Annotated in this window: 25 protein-coding genes; 13 read left to right on the top strand and 12 right to left on the bottom strand. The window is 49.1% G+C overall.

What is annotated here, in order from left to right; translation table 11 throughout:
- Positions 1-194: 194 nt before the first annotated feature.
- Positions 195-1,370 carry a M20 aminoacylase family protein gene (locus tag GQE98_RS11505; protein ID WP_161315778.1) on the top strand — a complete coding sequence of 392 codons (1,176 nt, stop codon included), beginning with the start codon at positions 195-197 and terminating at the stop codon, positions 1,368-1,370.
- 156 nt (positions 1,371-1,526) lie between these two features.
- Complete coding sequence (locus tag GQE98_RS11500; protein WP_202526237.1) at positions 1,527-2,381, top strand: MBL fold metallo-hydrolase; 855 nt, start codon at positions 1,527-1,529, stop codon at positions 2,379-2,381.
- A gap of 11 nt (positions 2,382-2,392) precedes the next feature.
- Here the strand turns inward: GQE98_RS11500 and GQE98_RS11495 are convergent, their stop codons facing one another.
- Complete coding sequence (locus GQE98_RS11495; protein ID WP_161315776.1) at positions 2,393-3,307, bottom strand: LysR substrate-binding domain-containing protein; 915 nt, start codon at positions 3,305-3,307, stop codon at positions 2,393-2,395.
- 228 nt (positions 3,308-3,535) lie between these two features.
- Between GQE98_RS11495 and GQE98_RS11490 the strand changes: the two genes are divergently transcribed.
- From GQE98_RS11490 to GQE98_RS11470, 5 genes are all read left to right on the top strand, one after another.
- Positions 3,536-4,090 carry a histidine phosphatase family protein gene (locus tag GQE98_RS11490; protein WP_161315775.1) on the top strand — a complete coding sequence of 185 codons (555 nt, stop codon included), beginning with the start codon at positions 3,536-3,538 and terminating at the stop codon, positions 4,088-4,090.
- Positions 4,091-4,155: 65 nt separating this feature from the next.
- A complete protein-coding gene (locus tag GQE98_RS11485; RefSeq protein ID WP_202526236.1) occupies positions 4,156-4,620 on the top strand; it encodes a MarR family winged helix-turn-helix transcriptional regulator in 465 nt (154 codons plus the stop codon).
- 128 nt (positions 4,621-4,748) lie between these two features.
- A complete protein-coding gene (locus GQE98_RS11480; protein WP_161315774.1) occupies positions 4,749-5,180 on the top strand; it encodes an EamA family transporter in 432 nt (143 codons plus the stop codon).
- Positions 5,181-5,281: 101 nt separating this feature from the next.
- On the top strand, positions 5,282-5,836 hold the full coding sequence (locus tag GQE98_RS11475) for a paraquat-inducible protein A (RefSeq protein ID WP_161315773.1): 555 nt from the start codon (positions 5,282-5,284) through the stop codon (positions 5,834-5,836).
- Between the two features lie 93 nt (positions 5,837-5,929).
- Positions 5,930-6,715, top strand: a complete 786-nt coding sequence (locus tag GQE98_RS11470) for an SAM-dependent methyltransferase (protein WP_161315772.1) — start codon at positions 5,930-5,932, stop codon at positions 6,713-6,715.
- A gap of 30 nt (positions 6,716-6,745) precedes the next feature.
- Here GQE98_RS11470 and GQE98_RS11465 read toward each other — a convergent pair whose 3' ends face one another.
- The 3 genes from GQE98_RS11465 to can form a co-directional block, all read right to left on the bottom strand.
- Positions 6,746-7,924, bottom strand: a complete 1,179-nt coding sequence (locus tag GQE98_RS11465; protein WP_161315771.1) for a vWA domain-containing protein — start codon at positions 7,922-7,924, stop codon at positions 6,746-6,748.
- Positions 7,925-7,935: 11 nt separating this feature from the next.
- Positions 7,936-8,781, bottom strand: coding sequence for an AAA family ATPase (locus tag GQE98_RS11460; protein ID WP_161315770.1), 846 nt, complete (start codon positions 8,779-8,781; stop codon positions 7,936-7,938).
- Positions 8,782-8,912: 131 nt separating this feature from the next.
- Positions 8,913-9,551, bottom strand: a complete 639-nt coding sequence (gene can / locus GQE98_RS11455) for a carbonate dehydratase (protein ID WP_161315769.1) — start codon at positions 9,549-9,551, stop codon at positions 8,913-8,915.
- A gap of 196 nt (positions 9,552-9,747) precedes the next feature.
- Here can and GQE98_RS11450 point away from each other — a divergent pair, with 196 nt between their 5' ends.
- Entirely contained in the window at positions 9,748-10,986 is a 1,239-nt protein-coding gene (locus GQE98_RS11450) for an MFS transporter (protein ID WP_161315768.1), read from the top strand.
- 231 nt (positions 10,987-11,217) lie between these two features.
- On the top strand, positions 11,218-12,123 hold the full coding sequence (locus GQE98_RS11445; protein ID WP_161315767.1) for an RNA polymerase factor sigma-32: 906 nt from the start codon (positions 11,218-11,220) through the stop codon (positions 12,121-12,123).
- Here GQE98_RS11445 and GQE98_RS11440 read toward each other — a convergent pair.
- Entirely contained in the window at positions 12,120-12,812 is a 693-nt protein-coding gene (locus GQE98_RS11440; RefSeq protein ID WP_161315766.1) for an SOS response-associated peptidase, read from the bottom strand. The genes GQE98_RS11445 and GQE98_RS11440 overlap by 4 nt on opposite strands.
- Positions 12,813-13,125: 313 nt before the next feature.
- On the bottom strand, positions 13,126-13,875 hold the full coding sequence (locus GQE98_RS11435) for a cytochrome c biogenesis CcdA family protein (protein WP_161315765.1): 750 nt from the start codon (positions 13,873-13,875) through the stop codon (positions 13,126-13,128).
- 145 nt (positions 13,876-14,020) lie between these two features.
- Between GQE98_RS11435 and GQE98_RS11430 the strand changes: the two genes are divergently transcribed.
- On the top strand, positions 14,021-15,016 hold the full coding sequence (locus GQE98_RS11430) for an NADPH:quinone oxidoreductase family protein (RefSeq protein ID WP_161315764.1): 996 nt from the start codon (positions 14,021-14,023) through the stop codon (positions 15,014-15,016).
- A gap of 80 nt (positions 15,017-15,096) precedes the next feature.
- Here GQE98_RS11430 and GQE98_RS11425 read toward each other — a convergent pair whose 3' ends face one another.
- On the bottom strand, positions 15,097-15,417 hold the full coding sequence (locus GQE98_RS11425; RefSeq protein WP_161315763.1) for an ArsR/SmtB family transcription factor: 321 nt from the start codon (positions 15,415-15,417) through the stop codon (positions 15,097-15,099).
- A 705-nt stretch (positions 15,418-16,122) separates the two neighbouring features.
- On the opposite strand from GQE98_RS11425, the gene GQE98_RS11420 reads away from it, so the two are divergent.
- Positions 16,123-16,812, top strand: a complete 690-nt coding sequence (locus GQE98_RS11420; RefSeq protein ID WP_161315762.1) for a cell wall hydrolase — start codon at positions 16,123-16,125, stop codon at positions 16,810-16,812.
- Here the strand turns inward: GQE98_RS11420 and GQE98_RS11415 are convergent.
- Both GQE98_RS11415 and GQE98_RS11410 read right to left on the bottom strand, forming a co-directional pair.
- Positions 16,809-17,690, bottom strand: coding sequence for a DMT family transporter (locus GQE98_RS11415; protein WP_161315761.1), 882 nt, complete (start codon positions 17,688-17,690; stop codon positions 16,809-16,811). The genes GQE98_RS11420 and GQE98_RS11415 overlap by 4 nt on opposite strands.
- Before the next feature lie 21 nt (positions 17,691-17,711).
- Entirely contained in the window at positions 17,712-18,734 is a 1,023-nt protein-coding gene (locus GQE98_RS11410) for an NAD-dependent epimerase/dehydratase family protein (RefSeq protein WP_161315760.1), read from the bottom strand.
- Between the two features lie 140 nt (positions 18,735-18,874).
- Between GQE98_RS11410 and GQE98_RS11405 the strand changes: the two genes are divergently transcribed.
- Both GQE98_RS11405 and GQE98_RS11400 read left to right on the top strand, forming a co-directional pair.
- Positions 18,875-19,570, top strand: coding sequence for a 2OG-Fe(II) oxygenase (locus GQE98_RS11405; protein ID WP_161315759.1), 696 nt, complete (start codon positions 18,875-18,877; stop codon positions 19,568-19,570).
- A 150-nt stretch (positions 19,571-19,720) separates the two neighbouring features.
- Positions 19,721-20,677, top strand: a complete 957-nt coding sequence (locus tag GQE98_RS11400) for a GlxA family transcriptional regulator (protein ID WP_161315758.1) — start codon at positions 19,721-19,723, stop codon at positions 20,675-20,677.
- Here the strand turns inward: GQE98_RS11400 and GQE98_RS11395 are convergent.
- The 3 genes from GQE98_RS11395 to GQE98_RS11385 all read right to left on the bottom strand — a co-directional run bounded on the left by GQE98_RS11395 (position 20,674) and on the right by GQE98_RS11385 (position 23,166).
- Positions 20,674-21,510: a hypothetical protein gene (locus GQE98_RS11395; protein ID WP_161315757.1), complete on the bottom strand. Its 837-nt coding sequence runs from the start codon at positions 21,508-21,510 to the stop codon at positions 20,674-20,676. The genes GQE98_RS11400 and GQE98_RS11395 overlap by 4 nt on opposite strands.
- 15 nt (positions 21,511-21,525) lie before the next feature.
- Positions 21,526-22,191 (bottom strand): class I SAM-dependent methyltransferase, encoded by a 666-nt coding sequence (locus GQE98_RS11390; RefSeq protein WP_161315756.1) that lies wholly within the window; start codon positions 22,189-22,191, stop codon positions 21,526-21,528.
- Between the two features lie 111 nt (positions 22,192-22,302).
- A complete protein-coding gene (locus GQE98_RS11385; RefSeq protein ID WP_161315755.1) occupies positions 22,303-23,166 on the bottom strand; it encodes a glycosyltransferase family 2 protein in 864 nt (287 codons plus the stop codon).
- Between the last annotated feature and the right edge of the window lie 175 nt (positions 23,167-23,341).

The raw sequence follows: 23,341 nt of genomic DNA, 5'->3' as shown, positions 1-23,341 counted from the left end.
GTGATATTCGATTATACGCTACTTAAATATATATAAACCTGCTTTGGGATTATCGTTAAAATTTTCTAATTAGAAAATATCAAATTGACTGGAAACTCCCGCTAGGAGAAGATTTTCAGCCCTGATTGTCGAAGGTTATTTTAATGTGATAGAGTTATCCCAACAGAAGTCGGAATGACACAAGGAACAGAAGAATGAAAATACTCCCCGAAATCAAAGAGATGCATGCCGAACTAACGGAATGGCGTCATGAAATTCATAAACACCCCGAAACTGCTTTCGAGGAGTACCGGACTTCTGATTTTGTTGCGGAAAAGCTAGAAAGTTTTGGCATTGAAGTGCATCGCGGACTAGCCAAAACTGGCGTCGTCGGCACCTTGACGCAGGGAAACGGCAATCGGGCAATCGGGCTTCGCGCCGACATGGATGCCCTTGACCTCCAGGAACTTAATGAGTTTGAGCATCGCTCGCAGATTGACGGGAAAATGCATGGCTGTGGCCACGATGGCCATACGGTGATGCTGCTTGGTGCGGCAAAATATTTGGCGCAATCGAAAAATTTTGATGGCACGGTCCGCTTTATTTTTCAACCGGCAGAAGAAAATGTTGCTGGCGGCCGCGTTATGATCAGTGAGGGCCTATTCGATAAATTTCCGGTCGATAGCGTTTATGGAATGCATAATATGCCGGGACATGAAGTCGGTTCCTTCGCTGTATGCAAGGGGCCGATTATGGCGTCTGCGGATTTTTTTGAGGCACGTATTATCGGCAATGGCGGGCACGGTGCATTTCCGCACCTTGCGACAGACCCGGTTGTGATAGCCTCAGAGATTGTAATGGCCTGGCAGAATATTGTTAGCCGGAATGTCGATCCGCTTCAGTCTGCTGTCGTGACAGTTGCCCAAATCAACGGCGGCCATACCGGGAATGTTATTCCTGCCGATGTCGTCTTGAAAGGCACAACCCGGGCCTTTGATCCAAAAGTTCAGGATATGATTGAAAACCGGATGCGCCAGATTGCGGTTGGTATTGCAGAAGCTCACGGGGCAACAGCGGAATTCAAGTATGACCGTCGTTATGCACCGACTATCAATTCTCCTGAGGAAACGGATGAGGCTATCTCTGCCGCGGTTGAACTGGTGGGTGATGCCGCTGTGAACAAAAACGTGATCCCGGTAATGGGTGCAGAGGATTTTTCCTGGATGTTGAAAGAGCGCCCCGGCTGCTACATCATGATTGCAAATGGCGCGGGTGAGGGAAGCTGCCATGTACACAATCCAAATTATGATTTTAACGACGATATTCTACCCCTCGGAACGAATTACTGGGTCCGTTTGACGGAGAGGATCCTCTCTCAGGAGGCAAATTAGGCGGAAGCCGGTTCGTTTTTTGAGCTTTTTTGACCAATTTTTAGTGATCCCGGTTACAAAGTAGTGGGAAATTTGTTGGATTTCACAGTTTGGTAACCTCACATATAAATAGTGTAATTGGTCTCAAAAGTAGGTTTGATGTCGGCTTAAATGAGTATGAACGTTACATTTTGGGGAGTTCGGGGTTCAATCGCGACCCCGTCACCTGATCACATGAAGTATGGCGGTAACACCTCTTGTGTTGAAGTCAATGTAAATAATCGCGTCATCATTTTGGATGCCGGCACCGGCGTGCGATTGCTCGGTGAGTGCCTTATGCGCCGCAACCTGAAAGACTATCTCTTCCTGCAATCTCACACCCATTGGGATCATATCAACGGCTTTCCATTTTTCTGTCCGATTTATCGGGATGATGTGAGCATCAAGGTCATGGCGGGCCATTTATCTGATCTTGGCGGCATTAAAAAGGTTCTGTCGTCGCAAATGTGCCAACCGACTTTCCCTGTTCCTTTCGCAGAGCTCGCCGCCAAGCTGAGTTTTGAGGATTTTAGGTCGGGCGATTCTTTTTCACTGGGCGATGGTGTTTTTATCCGGACAGCTCCAATGAAGCACCCTGGGGGTGGTACCGGATACCGGATAGAGTTTGAAGGTAAGGCGCTTTGTTATATTACAGATACCGAGCATGTCATCGGTCAACCTGATCAGGATATACTGGATCTCATTCAGGGAGCAGATTTGGTCATTTATGACTCTACCTATACGGATGCGGAGTATCCCCAGTTCAAGGGGTGGGGACATTCAACCTGGCAGGAAGGGGTGCGCTTGTGCAAGGCAGCCGATGTCGGTCAGTTGGCGATATTCCATCATGATCCTAGTCATGATGACAAATTCATGGATCAGGTCGCGCGGGACGCATCCAACGCCTGGCCAAATGCCTTTGTTGCCCGCGAAGGGATGAGGGTAGAAATCAAGTCCGAGAGCTTTCCAAATAAAATTTCTGCTGTGCGATAGCTCATGGCGGGTTACTGGTTATTGGTTTTGGTAATTGATTCAAAAAATAAAGCAACCAGTGGAGATTTCCGCTCTTCCGCAAGACAAACTATGTAAGTTGCTTCGCTATAAACCGTATCCTCAATCTCAATCCCTTGAATGCGTTCATCCCAAAGGATCTCTTTTTCTGAGAGAACGGAAATGCCGAGATTGTTTGCGACCGCTTCCCGTCCGATTTCTTTGTTTTGCAGGGTTAGAATCAGATTATCATTACGTTTGACAAGTGTGGACCACGGCTTCCTTATATTGCGGCTCATATCTAGGTCGAACGGTACTATAAGCATTTGATCGGTCAGATCCTTTAACGAGATTGTTTTCTTCTTTGATAAAGGATGCTCTTTGGAAACAGCGACCTTAAGAGGTGTTTCACCAAGTTTTAGACCAAACAGCCTGTTATCTTCAGGGGGAGTGTGTTGTATGGCAATCTCTGCTCGATACTTGAGAACTTCCGGTTCTATCTGATGGCCCTGCAAGGTCGCAAAAGAAAGATGCACGTTTGGATGCTTTCTTTGAAATACTGATATCAGGGGCAATGAGAAAATTGAGGAGGTCGCGACGATACTCAGTTGGCCATTTTCTATCGAATTGAGTGAGGATAGGATAGTGTGGGCCTCTTCTTCCAGGCCGAATATTCTTTTGGAGAGGTTGAAAAGTATTTTACCCGAGGGCGTCATCTCGGTCTTCCGTCCGCGACGCTTGAACAGCTTGGTATTATAACTTTTTTCCAATGCCCGGACCTGTAAGGTGATTGCTGGTTGTGTGAGGCCGAGGAATTTTGCAGCGGTTGAAAAACCGCCTGTTTTTGCAACAGCATGAAACGCCTTTAACTGCGCATGGTTCATCATCGCTATGCTAGTTTGCGTCTCGATAGGGTGTTCTGCATTCACGCCTCCCTATTTGGGATATTCTGCTAACGTAAATAACGATTAGGTTATATGTTAACACCTGTCAATTGAAACAAAAATCTATAATACACTAATACAGAGTGTTTTGTTTGCTGTCATTAGAGCGACTGACATTTTACTCACGTATTTCTCGTTTATGATGTGATGATTTACGTTATAAACTCAATCCTATTTGAAGTGGGCACCGTTTAGGTGCGAAAGGGAGTTGATGTGAGTACTACAGTTTATCTCGTACGCCATGGCGAGGCAGCGGAGTCCTGGGACCAGGCACTGGATCCGGGGTTAAGTGAGCGGGGAGCTCAACAGGCCAGAGAAATGGCGGCTCGCCTTAATGGGGAGATTACTCCTGTTAAACTTTTTAGCAGTCCTCTTAACCGGACCCGGGAAACAGCATTCCCGTTGGCAGACTTATGGCAGGATGGGGCAATCATCACGCCTGAGCTATCGGAAGTTCCTTCGGCAGGATTAGACCTGGGAAATCGGCGCGCTTGGCTGACCAGTGTGATGGAGGGAAAATGGTCGGAACAATCCGATCACTTACAAAGCTGGCGCGAGACGATTCTCGATTTTACGAGAAAACAGACACGCGATGCAGTGTTCGTGACCCATTTTGTCGTGATAAATTCCATTATTGGCGCGATTGAGAACAATGATAATGTCGTTGTTTTTCGTCCCGACCACTGTTCTATCACAAAAATACAGGTCTCTGGTGACAGCATGAGCATTATTGAAAAAGGTCAGGAAGCTGTTACTGTTGTAAAATAACTGCCTTTTGCGGGGGAGGCTGGCAGTCTGATTCTGAATTGTTAGAAATGGAAATGGTCGCCGTTATGACGCATATGAAGCCGCTAAAGCCCCGGAATAAGGACAACCGACCTATTGATGACTATCATGTGGAAGCCCAAATCGGGCATTTGTTGCGTCGGGCACATCAGCGCGCCAGCGCCATATTCCAGTCCTATATGGGGCATGAACAGATCACCCCGACACAATTCGCCACGCTCACCAAGCTGAGGGATGAGGGTGAGCTGTCGCAAAATCATTTGGGCCGCCTGACGGCAATGGATCCGGCAACTATCCAGGGCGTGACCCGGCGATTGATTGATCGCGGGTTAGTGCAGATCCGACCGGACCTGACTGATCGTCGGCGAATGCTTTTAAGTCTGACCGAGGCCGGACTGAGTTTGACCGAGGATCTCATTCCGTATGGTTTCAATATTACAGATGATACCCTTGCTCCGCTCTCGCAGGAAGAGCAGGAACAATTTCTCGAACTGTTGCGAAAAATAAGCTGATATCGGTTTGGTTTCCGACAATGATGCCGAACCTTTAGGCGAATTCTATCTTCGGCGTAAGTCCTACCTCTTTGTTGCAATATTCGCTAGACTGCCCTGATAACAAGGCCGGAGGTGGGAAAAATAGAATGAGTTATTCCGGGTACTGGCAATTCTGGGCGTTGCTGGCCGCAGTTTTTGCCGCTCTGACGGCTATATTGGCCAAGGTTGGGGTAAGTGACGTCAACGTGAATTTCGCTACCTTCCTGAGAACGGTTGTAGTCGTGGTAGCGTTAGCCTTCCTTCTTCTCTATACGGGTGAATTTAACAGTATCGGAAACATATCGGGGAAGTCGTTGATATTTTTGACGCTTTCAGGTCTTGCGACAGGTGCGTCCTGGCTCTGTTACTTTAGGGCTCTACAAATTGGCAAGGCATCCCAGGTCGCACCCGTTGATAAACTAAGTGTTGTTTTTGTTGCGATTATTGCCGCATTGTTTCTGGGTGAAAATCTCTCAGCACCTGCATGGGTTGGCGTTGGCATGATTGCAGGCGGAGCAATCCTGATTTCCGTTAGCTAGGCCTGACCGGATAACACCTGCTGAATCCTTTTTTTATTTCGTGGTTTCCATCCGGGTGGGTATAAGCGAGTTTTAGATCATAAAGTCGGAGAAGATGTTTCATGCATTGGGTCGTTGAGCGAATATTGGTTGGGCGCCCCGACCGGCAGACTATTTCAAAATATGCGAACGGTGCCGATCGTTTTCTTGGTGTTGTGCTTCTTGCGTCGGCTGCGTTGCTCGGCGTTGCAATTACTCAGCCGATTTTAACAAGCTTTGGATTTATGGGTCTGAACGGCAGTTTCTCGTTGGTAAGTGGTATGGCGGAATTCTTGAAAGGCGGGCAGGGCGGTATAGCTCTGTTGATAGCCGTCTTTACAATTCTATTGCCAATAATGCTCCTCTCGACGGCATTCGAGCTTTGGTACAAATATGAACTGTCGGATACCAAATTCGTGCGCAAGGCAAACCTGCTGCGCCATTTCGGTCGTCTCTGGTTTTTGAGTTTTTTCACTGTTGTGTTTGCGATCTATTTCACAGAGCAGTCTGATACCGGCACTATTCTGCATATTACGGGCTACTATCTTATTGTGTCACTGGCATTGCAGAAGTTGGTCGCCGCGCGAATACAGCCGCTGATTAATGCAGTAAAGTTTGTTGAGGAGGTTGAAGACTAAAAGAAAATTAAGAATTCCCCCTGATAATCCGGATAACCGCCATATTTGCGACCAGAAATATCTGTGGCTTAATTTTTTTTATGGGAATGTCGTTTGTTACGTTTTGTTTTTACCAAAACCGCTCGTTATCCTGGATTAGAGGTTGAGCACAACCAGTTCCTGCGCAGCTTAAGAACACTCTTCGTGAACATTAAGTATCGCGGAGTTCGGCGGACCGTTCTGGGCTTATTGGCAATAGTCTGCGCAAAAGCCGGACTTCCCATTTTGCAGGACTATCGCTTTTATCGCCAGAATCTGTTGGAAAGTGGGATTGATACGGATGGCATTGTCGAGCGGGAGGCGCTGGATATTCCCGAGGAAAGAAAAGCCTCTGCCCAGAGGTATGAAGCCTCTTCGGAAAATGAATTCCGGCACATCCTCGAAAAGCTTAATATCGATTGTTCCGCATACCGCTTCATTGACTATGGGTCGGGGAAAGGGGCTGTCCTGGCGGCCGCCGCGAGATATCCCTTTCAGTCCGTGACCGGCATTGAACTTAGTGGTGAACTGCATCAGACGGCACTTCAGAATATCGAGGAACTGACGCGGCGCGGGCGGGTTCGCGCTGGCGATATCATCTCAATTCATGGGGATGCGGCAAGCTATCGTCTGCCGCCTGTTCCTCATGTGATCTATGTGTTTAACGCCTTCGGTCCTGATATCTTGCAGGGCGTGCTTGACAATATCTCTGCTGATCTTGCGGAGGTAAGGGAGCCGATTTACTTCCTTTACAACAATCCAATGCATCACAAGCTATTGGAGTTGAGTCCGGAATTCGACAAGCTTTCCAATGCGTTCGGTGGAAAATGGATGGTTTTCGCTCGCCCCGCAAAATACTGATTTAATAAAGCAAACCGGTTAATAAGAGTCTTACCGGCTTAGTTCTTTCATGGCACTTTCAAGGCCACCAATGGTTAGCGGATACATCCGGTCCGTCATAAGCTGCTTCATCATCTGGACTGACGGGGTGTAATCCCAATATTTCTCCGGTACCGGATTAAGCCACACTGCCTTGTGATAGATGTTCAGCATCCGCTCCATCCAGGCCTGCCCGGCTTCCTCATTCCAATGCTCGACGCTGCCGCCCGCGTAGGCAATTTCATAGGGACTCATGGTCGCATCGCCCACAATAATCAGTTTGTAATCCGCGGGGTAGGTATGCAACACATCCCATGTCGGCATGAAGGATGTGTGGCGACGACTGTTTTCCTTCCAGAGCTTTTCATAAACACAGTTATGAAAATAATAGAACTCAAGATGCTTGAACTCGCTGCGCGCCGCAGAGAACAACTCCTCGCAGGCCTTGATATGATCATCCATCGATCCGCCGATATCGAACAGGATCAGGACCTTGACCGTGTTATGACGCTCAGGCCGCATTTTAAGATCCAGAAAGCCTGCGTTTCTTGCGGTTGACCGAATAGTATCGTCAAGATCAAGCTCTTCAGCTGCACCTTCGCGGGCGAACTGCCGCAGGCGTTTCATTGCTACCTTGATGTTACGGGTACCAAGTTCAACGTTATCATCAAGGTTTTTGTATTCTCTCTTGTCCCAGACCTTCACGGCCTTCCGGTTGCGGCTTTCTTTCTGGCCGATACGCACCCCTTCGGGATTATAGCCATAGGCCCCAAAAGGAGATTTTCCGGCCGTGCCGATCCATTTATTGCCGCCCTGATGGCGCTTTTCCTGTTCCTTCAGGCGCTCCTGCAACGTCTCCATGAGTTTTTCCCAGCCGCCCATAGCTTCAACCTGGGCCTTCTCCTCATCCGTGAGGCTGAGTTCAGCCAGCTTTTTTAGCCATTCTTCCGGGATTTCAACTTCGGCTGCATCGGAAATAAACTCTATTCCATTAAAACAATGTCCGAAAACCTGATCGAATTTGTCCAGATTTTTCTCATCCTTCACCAAAGTCGTCCGGGCGAGATAATAAAAATCATTCACCGAATATTCGGCGCAGCCGGCTTTGAGCGCTTCGATCAGGGTCAGGTATTCCCGCAAAGTCACGGGGATCGAGGCGTCTTTAAGTGTGAAGAAGAATTTAGTGAACATTGTCTGCCGCCTTAGCGTTGTTCGCGGCGGGACAGGAAGGCAAGCCGTTCAAAAAGATGCACATCCTGCTCATTCTTGAGAAGCGCGCCATGGAGCGGCGGAATGAGTTTCGACGGATCTTTCGAGCGGAGTACGTCTTCGGGGAGTTCTTCGCTCATCAGCAGTTTTAGCCAATCGAGCAATTCACTGGTTGAAGGCTTCTTCTTGAGGCCTGGTGTTTCCCGGACATCAAAAAAGACCTTGAGGGCATCGCGAACTAGTTCCTGCTTGGCATCCGGATGATGGACATCAACAATTTTTTCCATCGTTTCCTGGTCAGGGAAGCTGATGTAATGGAAGAAGCAGCGGCGCAGGAAGGCGTCCGGCAGCTCTTTTTCGTTGTTCGAGGTGATGATCACCAGCGGCCGATGAATGGCCTTGATTGTTTGCTGGGTTTCATAGACGAAAAATTCCATCCGATCGAGTTCCTGCAAAAGATCGTTCGGAAACTCGATATCCGCCTTGTCAATTTCGTCGATCAACAGGATTGGGCTTTCGTCGGCGGTGAAGGCCTCCCACATCTTGCCGGGGCGGATGTAGTTGGAAATGTCGTGCACCTTGTCGTCCCCGAGCTGTGAATCGCGCAGGCGGGAAACGGCATCATACTCATAAAGACCTTGTTGTGCCTTGGTAGTCGACTTGATGTTCCATTCGATGAACTGTTTGCCGAGGGCTTTCGCCACTTCCTGGGCCAATACGGTTTTGCCGGTGCCAGGTTCGCCTTTAATCAGAAGAGGACGTTGCAGTGTCATGGCGGCGTTGACGGCGATCATCAGATCTTCCGTCGCTACATATGTATCTGTACCTTTAAATTTCATGCCGTATTCTCGATTTCTTTTTCTTATTTCTATGGATTGCGATGGCGCTATTGATTGGAAAATAAGCCCAGCAGACGTTTTGATCAAGCTATTTGACAAAAAGTCAATTTAGCAAAGATCAAATTGCCGGATCATTTTAAGACTGCGGGGAAGTCCTCCCCATGGGTTACCTTGTTGGCAGCCTCTACATGGATGAGGTCTTTGAGCAGGCCATTTTTTACGGAATAGATAATGCCATGAACGGCAAATTTCTGTCCGTTGTCCCATGCATCCTGAACAATTGTCGTTGCACAGACATTCTGGACCTGCTCAATGACATTGAGTTCGCAGAGGAGGTCGTTTCTTTCCTCCTCGCTAGATGTTTTATCAATCAGATCGGAATAAATCCGCGCAGTCGTCCGGATATGTCTCAGCCAGTTGTCGATCATGCCGTTCTTCTTGGACGACATGGCCGCTGCAATACCGCCGCACCCATAATGACCACAGACAATAACATGGCGGACCTTCAATACCTCAATGGCAAATTGCAGGACGGAAAGACAGTTGAGGTCCGAGGGGACAACAATATTTGCGATATTGCGATGAACGAAAACCTCTCCCGGAGGTAAATCCATAATCTGGTTGGCCGGAACCCGGCTGTCTGAACAACCGATCCAGAGATGTTCCGGGGATTGTTGATGGGCGAGGCGAGTGAAAAAGTCAGGGTCCGCCGCCGTTGTGTTCGCTGCCCATGCTTTGTTCTTCTCAAATACTTTCTTAAATTCTTCCATCGCCCTGATCCTTGTAAACTGACTCCTGATGATTCGTATCCTGTGATCCGTGCAGGCGCGACTATTTAACATAAATTCAAGTTGGAGAAACTGTTTTATGAAATATCCCGGATGACAATTTTTCAGCTAAATGATTTGACAAATTTATGGTTTGGGCTGAGCGTTACAACAACAAGAATAAAAGTCAGAAAACTTTATGTCCTCGGAAACCAGACCTCCCGCCGTTAAAAGACGCGCCATTTATATCTTCCTCGTATGTTCTTCGCTGTTTGGTCTGGGACAGTTCCATCGCTATTCCGGTGGGGTTGTCATGCTTCCTATCGCCAATGACCTCGGGATTGCAGTTGAAAGTCTAGGTATAGCGGCCGCGGCACTTTTCTTTGCATCTGCGCTGATTCAGGTTCCGACCGGCATGGCCCTTGACCGTTTCGGTCCACGGATCATCATCCCCTCCATTACCATACTGGGTGTGGTCGGATCGCTTATGCTCGCGATCGCAACGGACTTTCACGAAGTGTTGGCCGCACGAATCCTGATCGGGGTTGGGTATTCCGCCATAATGATGTCTTCATACGTATTGTTCGCCAAATGGTTTCCGCCCACGAAGTTCGCGACCCTGGCGTCCTGGTTGCTGGCGGCATCCAGTATTGGCGGTATGATGGCGTCCGGGCCGCTGGCCTATATCATTGAGCATTACGGGTGGCGCAGTCCTTTCATCGTAATTGCCATCATCACTTTGCTGATGTTGCTGATTGGTGTTTATATTATCCGCGATGTCCCGCCCGGTTATAAGCATGACGATGCGACACCGGGAACCATAGGGCAAAGCGTCCGTGGTTATGGCGAAGTGCTGCTCCATCCGAGGTTCTTCAACCTTCTTGCCATGGGGTTCGTTGCCTATGGTCCCGCTGTTGCAGTACTCGGGATGTGGGGCGGGCCCTATCTTGAGAAAAACTATGGCCTGGATGGGGTTGAGCGGGGGCAGATCCTGTTTCTGATGACAGTTGTCGTGCCAATCGGGGCTTTGTTCTTCGGCCCACTCGACCGCATTTTCAGCAGTCGTAAGAAAATCGTCATTACTGCGGTTCTGACCGAGTTGGTCGCGTTTGGTATTCTGGGCCTGGTTGACAACCTTCCGCTTTGGGCGGTGACCTGCCTTTTCGTCTATATCGCCTTCGTCCAGCAATATTATGTGGTGCTCGGCGCTCATTGCCGAAATTCTTTTCCGGATCACCTTGTCGGGCGTGCCAATTCGACACTCAACTTGATCAGTATTACTGGCGTAGGGTTTATGCAGTCGCTATTTGGCTGGATTCTCGCCGTTAATGGGGAGAATGGATATGAATATTCCTTCCTCTTCGTCGCCGGCCTGTTGATTATCGCGCTGGTTATATACGCCGGATCGAGCGAAGAAACCATCCCGCAACGCCCCTGAATTCTCTCGTTCAGCTGCACTATTTGGCGTTACTTGGTTGTCATAATTAGAACAATCTCATCAAATATATTTGCAGTAAAGCATGGCGCATAAATCACCGATCACAATTTCGTCACCGTGCTTGTAAAGGCGTTGCAAAATTAACTAAAAAGTCTAATATTAGAACTGTTATAATGTGCGCCCGGTTCCACAGCGTCGGCATTCGGCTTTATTGAGTGGGAGGAAGATCACATGAATAAGCAAGAGACCGCTAACACCCAAAAGCGCAATCGCGCCTTCGTCTCGGCTGCGATGTCCATCCCGCTTCTATCGCGGGAAAGAGAGTTCGAGCTTGCTTATCTCTGGCGAAAAAAAGGGGATGAGAAGGCGCTACATGAGCTGGTATCAGCTTATATGCGACTGGTTGTCTCTATGGCTTCCAAGTTCCGGAACTATGGCCTTTCCATGAGCGATCTTGTTCAGGAAGGGAACATCGGTCTTATGCAGGCCGCATTCAAGTTTGAGCCAGAGCGGGAAATCCGGTTTTCAACCTATGCCAGCTGGTGGATCAAGTCGGCGATGCAGGATTATGTCCTGCGGAACTGGTCAATTGTCCGGTCCGGTACAAGTGCGTCGCAAAAATCATTGTTCTTTAATTTGCGTTGGTTGCGCGCAAAAATACAGAATGTGGATGATACGGCGTTTACATCGGATACCTTGATCGCCATTTCGAAAAAGCTGAAAATCGGCATAAAGGATGTTGAGAAGATGGCGCATCGGCTCTCTACGCGCGATCAATCCCTCAATGCCCCAATTGGTGAGAACGGGGATGACAGCATCGAAGATTTCCTGGAGGACTCCAATCCGACACCAGAAGAAAATACCATGCGTAATTTTGACGGTGAGGTCAGGTCAAAATGGCTTGAAGCGGCGCTTCAGGAGCTAACAGATCGCGAACAGATCATTATCCGGGAGCGGCGACTGCAGGATGATAAAACCACCCTTGAAGTGCTGGGAAATCGCCTTGGCATCACAAAGGAGCGGGTGCGTCAGATTGAGCATAAGGCGTTTGAAAAATTGCAAACTACTGTTGTTCGAATCAGCCGGGAGGCAAACCGCAGCCCGGATCTTATCTCTAATCATCGGCACCACTCCTAGAGTAGACGTGCCTGTGTCGGAGGTGGATCAAGAGGCTTGAGTAAGTCCGCATCGTCGTTGCGGACATTGCCAACCCGGTTGGAGACTTTGTAAAAACCCATCCGGTCAGCATCAATAGCCGTTAAAATTTCCGTTCCCGCCTCACCTGTGAGCCAAGGGGTATAGTCGGCTGGATCAAGAATGACCGGCATGCGTGGATGGATAAAGGCGATGCTTTCGCTTGCCGTTGTGGTCAGGATCGTACAGCTTTCAATGATATCATCATCCGGTGACGTCCAGCTTTCCCATAGACCGGCAAATGCAAAGAGAGGCATGTCTTTTATGCCGATCAGCCAGGGTTGCTTTACCCCCTTGGCCTGCTTCTCCCACTCATAAAATCCATTCGCAGGTATCAGGCAACGACGGCTCCGGAAAGCTGCGCGATAGGCAGGCTTTTCTGCGACTGTTTCGCTTCGGGCGTTGATCATCTTGGCGCTGAATTCGGTGGACTTTGCCCAAGGCGGGATCAATCCCCAATGTGCCGAAAAATAATGGCGGTTTCCCCCATTTTCATCCTTGCCCAGGCGGATCGCAGGAATATGCGTTGTCGGCGCAATATTAAAACGTGCCGCAATGTTAGGCCGTTCAGGAAACCCAAACAGGCGCTGCATTGCCTCCACCGGGCTTGTTAAACTAAATCGGCCACACATCGATCATATCCTATTTCGCTTATATCTTTTCGCGGCATTGTGACTATCGCTACAAACTCCCCTGTTTTCAGCCGATTATCCATCTTTTCCGCTGGGCAATACTTGATCCGAATGTCCGCTGTCTATATCTGCTCGCATAACAACACACAGTATTAAGAAATAGTTAAATTTGTCACGGGTCAAGCTGAAGCAAGCACCCCACTGGCATGAAGGATAATAAAGATGTTCGATGAAATCAAAGCGACCTGGTTTATTGCCATAATAGTCGTTGGCGGATTGGGCTTAGCCTCATTTTTTGGTTAGGCACATCAGCCTAACCGAGAGTTGCGAGGCCGGGGAAGGTTTCTAAAAACCAATAGGCCAGTATCTGGAACTGACCTGTAAATATGAGCAAACCGGTTGCGATCAGAATGAGGCCGGTTGCGACTTCAACCAATTTGAAGTAGCGCCGGAACCCCCGCATGAAAGAAAGAAACCGGTTTATCGTAAAGGCAGCCAGAATGAAGGGGATTCCCAGCCCCAGGGAGTAGACCCCGAGTAAACTTACCCCGTAACCAAGCGAGCTATCGCTAGCGGCAATCGCAAGGATCGTCCCGAGGATGGGTCCGATGCAGGGAGTCCAGCCAAAACCGAACGCCAAGCCAATGACGTAGGCGCCAATCCAGCTCCGCGGCTTTTCAAGATCGTTGAAGCGCGCTTCCCGGTACAACAGGGGGATACGCACCAGCCCTGTCATATGGATACCGAAAATAATGATCACGCCACCAGCTATTTTGGACAGAAGCTCCAGATGTTCGATAAGTAGTCGATTGATATAAGAGGCCGATGCGCCGAGCAGGACGAATACAGTCGAGAATCCGAGGACAAATATTATCGAGGTTGCGACAACACGCCAATCAATGCCTTTTAGGCTGCCGCTCTCTTCAGGCTCCGCCAATTCCTCCAGACTGGTTCCCGCGACAAGGCAGAGATAGGCCGGAACCAGGGGCAGGACACAGGGGCTCAGAAAACTGATGATGCCGCCGCCAGCCGCCGCCAAATAAGAAATTTCTAAACCGGCCATTACAACTAAATCTCGCTCCGTTAAGGACAGGGCCACAGTTACCCCGTTTATCACTCACGATCCAGTCACAAGATTGTAAATTACGCTGGATATCGAAGGGCGGAATAAGGTAGCAATATAAGGTCTAGAATAAAAAGAACATGTAATGACCGACAAATTTGCTACCGCGACGATATGTCACGACCTTAGCGGCCCCAATGGAGTGTCGCTTGAACAACAGCAACTGGAACGGCTGGCGCCGGGGCAGTTGCGTGTCCGCCTGAAGGCAGCAGCGCTCAATTTCCCCGATCTTTTGATGACCTACGGGAAGTACCAGTTCAAGCCTGAATTGCCGTTTACCCTTGGTATGGAGGGGGCCGGCGTTATTGAAGAAACGAGGGATCCGTCTGCGCCGTACAAAGTTGGCGATGCCGTTCTTTATAAAAGCAAGACAGGCGCTTTCGCGAGCCACGTTACCGTGACGGCATCCCAGATTGAGCCAATGCCGAAAAACCTGAGCTTTACGGAAGCAGCTGCTTTCTCCGTGACCTTCCTGACGGCTTATGTCTCTCTCGTCGAGCGGGCGCGATTGAAGGCGGGGGAGACCCTGTTAGTACTGGGCGCTGGCGGCGGGGTTGGTCAGGCGACAGTCGCGCTTGGAAAAGTGCTGGGGGCGACTGTTATTGCGGCTGCAAGTTCTGTGGACAAGCTCTCGATCGCGAAAGAGAGCGGGGCGGACCATCTTATCAACTATCACGACGACGTCTTTCCGGACCGAGTGCAGGAAATAACAAAGGGCAAGGGCGCGGATGTCATTCTCGACCCCGTTGGAGGCGCTTTCTTTGAACAAAGTCTTGACTGCATCGCCTGGTCTGGTCGGTTGCTGGTGGCGGGGTTTGCAAGTGGGGAATTTGGCGTTCTAAAGACTGATGTGACGGTAAGGAAGGGATGCTCCGTCATTGGGGTGCGCGCCGGTGAGTTTGGGCGTCGCAATCCAGCGGCAGGTCAGCGCGTAAGCCTTGCTCTCAGACAAGTTGCTGAAGAACGAAATCTGCGGCCTATTATTGGAAAATCCTGGAGACTTGAGCAGATATCTGACGCATTACTCGCCATGGAGAGACGGGATGTGACCGGTAAGCAAGTCATTCTGATAGACGACTAGCGCCGTCAATTGAATAAACTTTACTGTAGGCTTATGCGGGGGCCACAATGTTATGGCCGCCCGACATTTTGTGCGCAGATTTAAGCGACTTCGGCAAGTTTGGAAGAATCACCGACGAAAATATCTTCCAGTAAACGAAGAACATCGACGATATTTTCGTCCTGCAGGGAATAGTAGATCGTCTGGGCTTCGCGCCTTGTCTTTACAACCTCTTCCTTGCGAAGACGGGCAAGATGTTGCGACAGGGCCGACTGGCTCAATCCTACTATCTTTTCAAGCTCGCCGACGGAACGTTCCGCTTCGACCAGGTTACATAAAATCATGAGACGGTGCTTGTTGGAGATTGCCTTTAGAAATCGGCTGGCGTCTTGCGCCTTATCTTGGAGCGACGTGATATTCATCAATAAAACCATACACTTTTAATTCAAATTGAAAATTCTGATAAGCTGATATAACAACTCGACGGATTGATGCAAGGAAAACAATATGAAACAACAAAAATATTCTGTGAAACTCTATTTTATGGGCAGTGAGCACAAAAATTAGGCGAAAAATGCTTAAATTTTGGAAGATTATTTTTACTTTTTATCCTCTTGTGACAAATCTTTGCCGTTAGATTCTAGGCATAGGTTCTTTGGCTCAGGAATCCATTGGTCGCTAATTCTTGTATATTACGTTAATCTCTGGTACGAAGTCAGCCGCTCGGAAGGCGTATCTCGCCAGAATAGCGAAGGGTATTGTCGACTCCTGTGTAATGAAGGGTTATATCGGCATATACCTCATTTGAGGGATGGGGTTGTAACTTGAGAAGACCATTCGTCAATATGACGGGTTAGATAACCTAATTTATTGATTTATTTAGGTTTATTGTATCTTTGGCAAACAATTGAAATTGTACTTGGTAAGTTTTTATTAACCAGAGTGTCCTGTTGATGGTTAATAGAGGGTAAAAAAAACCTCGGCCTATCCCATATTAGGGGGATGAGGATGGGGCTGGCGACTTGTTAAAATCATCGTACGGTAAGTGAAGGCGTTGAGTGCAGGTTTATAAACTACATAAAAACGGAAAAGTGACGATGCAAAGCCTCTGGAGCAAGATAATTTCGATGAAAAATGCACGGTCTCATGAAGTTGGGGTCTTCCTCGGTGGCACGAGTATCCTGGCTGCTGTGGTCATTGGTTTCAGCCTGCTTTTTCAAATAGGTGTCTCGGCCAAGCCATTTGAACATGTTGCGATGTCCAGCGCGGTAAAGCATGCAAATCTTGCGCGCCTGGACAGGAAATTTGCAGAGCTTCCGCCGCTACAGAACACTTTGGGCATCCTTCCAAATCTGGATATGCCAAATGGCGATAAGCTGGATGATTCGTTGCAGTCCGTTGACTTGTTCGACCGTAACTTTACACGGGAAGAGATGTGCATTGCGCAAGCAGTATATTTCGAAGCACGGAGTGAGCCTCTCGTCGGCCAGGTTGCTATCGCCGAGGTCATTCTCAATCGAATCGTCGATTCACGTTATCCCGATACAGCATGTGATGTCGTTTTTCAAAATCAGCATCTGCGGAATAAGTGCCAATTCTCGTTTGCCTGTGATGGAATGCCGGACCGGCCAAAAAATGCCTCGGCCTGGGAGAAATCCCTTAAAGTTGTCGCCCTTGTCATGAAAGGTGAGCGGAGCGGCGTAGCCAAGCGGGCAACTCATTACCACGCCTCCTATGTCTCTCCAAGATGGAGCGCGCACTTAAATAAGCTTGGCCAGGTTGGCAGTCATATATTCTATCGCGAAGAGACGATCTAGCCTTTTGCCGACAATTGGCGGCTCTTTCGATAGGCGATCGCTGTATGGATAATGAGGGTCGTAATAACAATAACACCTCCCGCGATGGTTTCTGAACGCGGGACCTCTGCGAGCACCAGCCATACCCAGAACGGGCCCAGTATACTTTCCAACAGCATCAGCAGGCTGACTTCCGGCGCCGAAATATAGCGCGGGCCAATGGTGATCAATCCGAAGGCACAGGGCAAAACGATCAAGCCGAGAATAGACAGATACATCAGATCGGGCCCGCTTACGGAAAGCGGAGCACTGAATGGCAGGGCAAGAAGGGCCGTAATAGTCCCGGCGATCCCGAGCGAAGGAACCATATCAACGTTTCTCGCATGGCGTACGGTTGTGAGCTGGCCGGCAATCATGAAGGCGCAAATGATGGCATACAAATCGCCGCGCCGACTGCCGCCACCAACGCTGCCGAGGAATATGAGGCTTATTCCCCCGATACAGACCCCGATGGCAATCCAGGTCGTAAGAGAAACTGATTCCTTAAGTATCAGCCAGGAAAGCAGGGCCGCAAAAAGGGGCGCTGTCGAAATAATGACCAGGGCATTTGCCGCGCTGGTATTCGTAAGAGCCAGAACAAAAAAACAGGTACTGCTGGCAAATAGTGTTGCGGCGATGAGGCCACGTATTCCCATGTCCCGAATAATTCCAAAGGTGGCGAGGCCTCGGCGCGCAAAATAGAAGCCGAATATTGCTAGTGAAAAGAGGACGCCGCGCCAAACCATGATTGTCGCGCTATCCGTCGAGATGAGGCGCACGAGCAGGCCATCAGGCGTAAGTAGGAGAACACCGGCCGCTGTAATCAGTATGCCGTAAAGATGAGGAGACTTTTCTCTCATGATTTAGCTCATCTCGCTGGTTCAGGTGATTTTATGGGTGATCATGCTGTCAGCGGTCTCGGTTATGGATTGGGACATGGGTATTGGGGTCCAGTCAAAATGTTGACGGATGCGGCTGGTATCAAACTTTGTCGCAGGACCCAGCCGGCTGACGATCAGGCGAAAGGTAGGGCTGAACAGGGCTAGTGCGCGAACAAGCCAGTCCGGGACCGGGCGTTGCGGGATCCTATAGTTTCTGTCTGATAGATGCAGATGAAGACGCCGGGCGATTTCCCTGAATGACAATGATTCAGCGACACAAATATAACGGTTGCCCGGTGCACTTTTGTGGGTCAGCGCGATGACATGCGCCGTTGCCACGTCTCTGACATCTACTAGGCTGAAACCAATATTTGGAAGACCGGGCACTTCGCGTGCCATCAGACGACGTACCACTTCATGTGAAGCGCTGGTGTCCGGATCAATCATGGGGCCCAGTACAAAACCCGGATTGATAACCGCAAACTCCGGCTTCTGTCCCTCGGGTAAGGAATTAATAAACTCCCACGCGGCAAGTTCTGCAATTGTCTTACTTTTTGGATAGGCACCGATGTCCTTGTTCGTATCACTCCAATGGGATTCATCAAGAACGGAAGATTTGTCCTGACCACCAGAAATTGCAGCAATCGAAGACGTAAATACAATGCGGCGGACACCTGCATCAACAGCAGCGCGTATGGCGCGCAAGGCTCCGTCGCGGGCCGGGATGATCAGATCATTTTCATCCCGGGGTGCTTCGGCGGGTAACGGGGAGGCCATATGCATAAGATAGTCCGCACCGGCCAATGCTTCGGCCCAACCCGAATCGTCGCCTAGCTCGGCCCGCACAAAACTCAAATCCGTGACATCACAATATTCTGACAGAGATCGCAGCAAACCTTCTATGCGGCCAGTATCCCGTACTGTTCCGCGCACAGCATACCCTTTTTCAAGTAATTCACGGATTGTATGAAGCGCAATGAAACCGGATGCGCCGGTTACCGTGACCAGTTTCTTCTCATTCATTCCACACTCCTTAACCCTTGCTGTAGCATAGGGAAGTTTTCGCAGTCCTACTGTAAAAAAAATTCGATGTCGATTTTCAGCTATATGTTTTTGACGGGAAGATTGAAACTGGCCATCTCGAATTATTGTTGGAGTGGATAATGAGGAGCGATGTATTCGATTGGCGGGGGATTGAAGAGGATCTCAATCAAAACGGCTATGCCAGAATAAAAAACCTGCTGACGCCGGATGAATGTGCAGCCTTAATCGACGGATATTCAAATGGCGCGCTTTACCGGAGTCATATTGTTATGCAGCAGCATGGCTATGGTCAGGGAGAGTATAAATATTATGCCTATCCCTTGCCTGATCTGGTTGCAAAGCTGCGTGACACATTTTATCCGCCGCTTGCGCGGATCGCCAATAATTGGGCCGAACGTCTTTCTATTGGAACCAAGTATCCTGAGTTGCTTGCAGATTATACGGCGCAATGTCATGCGGCGGGTCAGGTGAGGCCGACGCCGTTAATACTGAAATATAAGACTGGAGATTATAACCGCCTGCATCAGGATCTTTATGGCGAGCATCTTTTTCCTCTACAGATGACGGTGTTATTAAGCGCCCGGGATTCTGATTTTGAGGGAGGGGAGTTCATCCTGACCGAACAGCGTGTGCGGCAGCAGTCAAGGGCACGAGTTGTTCCTTTGCAACGGGCCGATGCAGTAATTTTCCCGGTAAATCAGCGACCGGTTCAGGGGAAAAACGGGGTCTTGCAGGTCACTATGCGTCATGGAGTAAGCGATGTGTGGTCAGGAAATCGCTATACCCTCGGCATCATTTTTCATGACGCGAAATAATTTTGAACGGTGGCGCTATCTGGACGATTGGTGCGCTTTGTTTTTGCTTTAATATGCGCATTCTTTGAACTACTGTTTTGTCAACGGCATGGCCCCCGCGGTTATTGCTGACGATTGCTATGGTTGTTTGGGAGGCAACAGAAGCATTGCATGACAGAGAAAGCGAAGAGGTTCGGGTTTCTCCTGACCGATCAGTCGAGTATGATTTGTTTCAGTAGCGCGATTGAGCCTTTGCGCTCGGCGAATCGTATGAGCGGCCGCCATCTTTATGATTGGAATATCCTCACGCCGAACGGACAGAGCGTTCAGGCAAGTAATGGTATCAGCATTCTACCGGACATGGACCTGGCGGATGCTGACAGCCTTGATATCCTGTTTGTATGCGGTGGGATCGGGACGGACAAGATCAAGGATGAACACCTCCTCGCGGAATTGCGCCGGATTGTTCATCATGGCGCTGAAATCGGGGCGCTCAGTACCGGGGCTTTTATCCTGGCAGCGGCCGGCCTCCTGAATGGCTACCAATGTACAATTCACTGGGAAGGGGCTATCAGCCTGAAAGAGAGCTATCCGGAGGTTATTTTTACGGGCAGCATTTTCGAGATTGATCGCAACCGTTATACCTGTGCCGGCGGCACCTCAGCGATTGATTTGTTGCTTTATATTATTGCGAAGGAGCATGGCGACAAGCTCGCCTACGACATTTCGTTGCAATTCATGCATGACCGTATTCGAAGCCATAGTGACAAGCAGCAGGTCATCAGGAAACTGCAACTTGCCGCGAAATCGCAGAAGCTGCTGACCATCGTTGAAATAATGGAACAAAATATCGAGGAGCCTGTCTCGCCGGATGACCTGGCCAGGATGGTTGGTATTTCGATACGCCAGGTGGAGCGGCTGTTTCGGCAACATACAGGACGATCCCCGGCGCGATATTATTTGGAAATGCGCCTAGAGCATGCGCGGCTGCTGTTGTTGCAGACAAGCATGTCGATTACGGAAATTTATATTGCGTCCGGTTTTTCCACTCATTCGCATTTTGCGAAAAGCTATCGTGAGTACTATGGCGTCAGTCCAAGCCGGGAAAGAAAGCCAGCTTATAGCTAATAGCCTTGCGCCTTCGGACGTCTTTTTTCCATAAACCTGCGCAATCTATGACGCAGCTTGTGGCGTTTAAACGGGTTGGCCTTTGATGGTTTCCCTGTCCAGGCAAGATCAATGAGGTATTCCTGCGTCCAGTCGTCACCGTCTTCAAATGCCCTGGTCCTGTTGTCGGAGATGAGCAGTGCCCCTTGATTCCCGCTTCGGAATGTCGCGCTGTCGGGCCAGTTAATTACCGCCCAGCATGTGCCGTTTTGATCGACAACATAAGGCTGCTTTCCTATATTCTGAATTTGCCGGGTAATGCTGTTATAGCCGGACTCCATGTGTCTGGCGTCGTCTTTTGTGCTGATGTCGATAAACTCGATATGCCGCATAATATCCGCCGAGATGATAAATCCATTCGTGCGAATATGGGGGTTGGGAAACGGAGGGTCGTCCGCCCCGGTGCTTTCCCAGCTACCGGTCGCACCAGCAATGCCGGCATCCTGCGAGTTGGTGAGACAATTATAGAGATGTGTAAGCCAGTGATCGGACTGGATTTCGCTGAAGGAATTCAGAAAGCAAAAATACGTGTAATCGAGCTTTCGGCTAACCTCGATATAGGGGCCAAGGTCGAGGCCGGAATCCCCCGGGAAATCGTAAGGGATGAAGTCCGTACCGGCCAGAAGATTGAGATAAGGTGCTTTCTCGTCCTGGTTAAAATCCTTGAAGATCAGGATGAGATCATGGTCCAGAGGCTCTTTATACGCCTTGTAGGAGGAGAGGAAGTTTCTGAATGGCTCCATGCCGTTTGATTTGCGAACCAAATGCACGACAGCAACTGAAGAACCTGTCATCTCCTACATCATCTTTTATGAAAAGAGCTTTGAAATCGTTTTCCGCAAGCCTGTTTTTGGGCCGTTTACTGCCAAGTACCGGAATACGGATATGCCAAAGCGAGTATCAAAATTCGCTAGCATTTCAAAGTCCGGATCTTTCTGCAGTTCTTTGAAGACACGCACGCAATCCGGCACCGCCCCCGTATCATGAAAAACGAAAATGCAGCCTTTCTTGACGACTTCCTTGGCGAGTTCAATATCTTGCATCAGCCCTTTGTAGCTATGATCCCCGTCGATAAAGGTAAAATCGAATTGCCCTTGATAGGGAAGCAGAGCTTTGCGGGCTTCTTTAGAGTGAGAATCCATGATCAGTTCAAGAACAATGTTCGTGTTTACAGATTTCTTGATACGATCCCAATGCTTGAAATTCGGATGTTGCCCGATATCTAGGACGACAGTTTTTTCGATATTATAGTAATCACGCAGGAACTTCGTCTGGCCGCCAGACGCCACGCCGATATCAAGCGCGAATTTCGACGGCGGCAACTCGGTCGCCATAAAGTGAACGAAATCAGCGTACTCATCCGGGTCCTGCTGAAGGTAGAGCCCTTCTTCAACCACTGGAAAATGAAAAAACTCTTCATTATCTGAACCAGCAGCGATAACTGCCTCTTTGATCTGGTCGCGTGAAATATCCACTTTAGTCGTCCATTTAGCTGAGGAGCCGGAATGCTCGAATTACCCGTTAGCTCTCTATAAACAATCGCCGGGCTCTTTGCAATGAATGAGCTTTGCTTTTTGCGCTCAAAGTCATGGTTTGCGAAGCTTAAGTGCAATGCGCAAAATCCGGGTAAATTTCTCTGTTTTCGAACTCGTATATCTCAAAAGATACAGGGCCATGGCGAGTTTTGCCAAAAAGGGCGCGTCCGATTTTTGGTAGCTGCGTAGGCATACCTGATAAAAATCCGTGGCCAGACTAACCTGTTCTCTCGGTAATTTAGGACGATATCGGCTGTGGGAAATTCCAGTCTCCCGCTGAAAAAAGCGGGTGTCATCGGATGCCGCAACACGGTTTCGAGAGACGGTGGGGAACAGGATCAGATGATCCCAGCCCCAGACATGCGGGAAGTTCTCGACCACGTCATTAATAGCCGCCAAAGCGACCTTTCGTCTGAACAGACCATACATCCATCCCGGATGAGACTGTTTTAGCATATGGAGGGAGGAAGAAAAGGATGTCGAGCCGTTCGCCTTCTCAATATAGAGCTCAACCGGCTTTTGCTCGCTCTCCTTTACCTTTACGATATTTGCAACAGCAAGATCGATTGAACTATCCCGGTCCAGTAGTTGCCCCAGTGCTTCGAGGTAATTATCGTCCGACCAATCATCGTAGGATCGCCACATGAAATAGGCACCGCCAGCCTTCTGCAGGACATACTGAAAGTTTGGGATTGGACCGATGTTTTCCGACTGCTGATATAATTTTAGCCGGGAATCGCGCGCGGCATATTCCTGAACGATGCCGACGGTGTTATCGGTGGAGCAGTTATCCGAAATAATGATTTCGAAGTTCGTATGCGTCTGGCGCAACAGGCTATCTAAAGACTGCCGGATATGTTTCTCGGCATTATAGAGCGGCATTCCAATCGAAATCAGGGGCAATTCATTACTCATACTTGTTAGTCAGACACTGCATATACAATAAAAGTGTTTTTCTTGGCTATTTTATTATCCAAAGATATGCAGCAAGAGTAGGGTGAATGCGAGTATAATTCTGGCTTGTTTACACTCTGATTTCTATAATAAAAGCGCTCTTTAATAAGGAATATATATAAATTCAATTCAATCT

The sequence above is a fragment of the Sneathiella litorea genome (genome assembly GCF_009882915.1).
Classification (GTDB): domain Bacteria; phylum Pseudomonadota; class Alphaproteobacteria; order Sneathiellales; family Sneathiellaceae; genus Sneathiella; species Sneathiella litorea.
The sequence above is the reverse complement of the archived record's forward strand: the minus strand, read 5'-3'. Positions and strand labels throughout refer to the sequence as shown.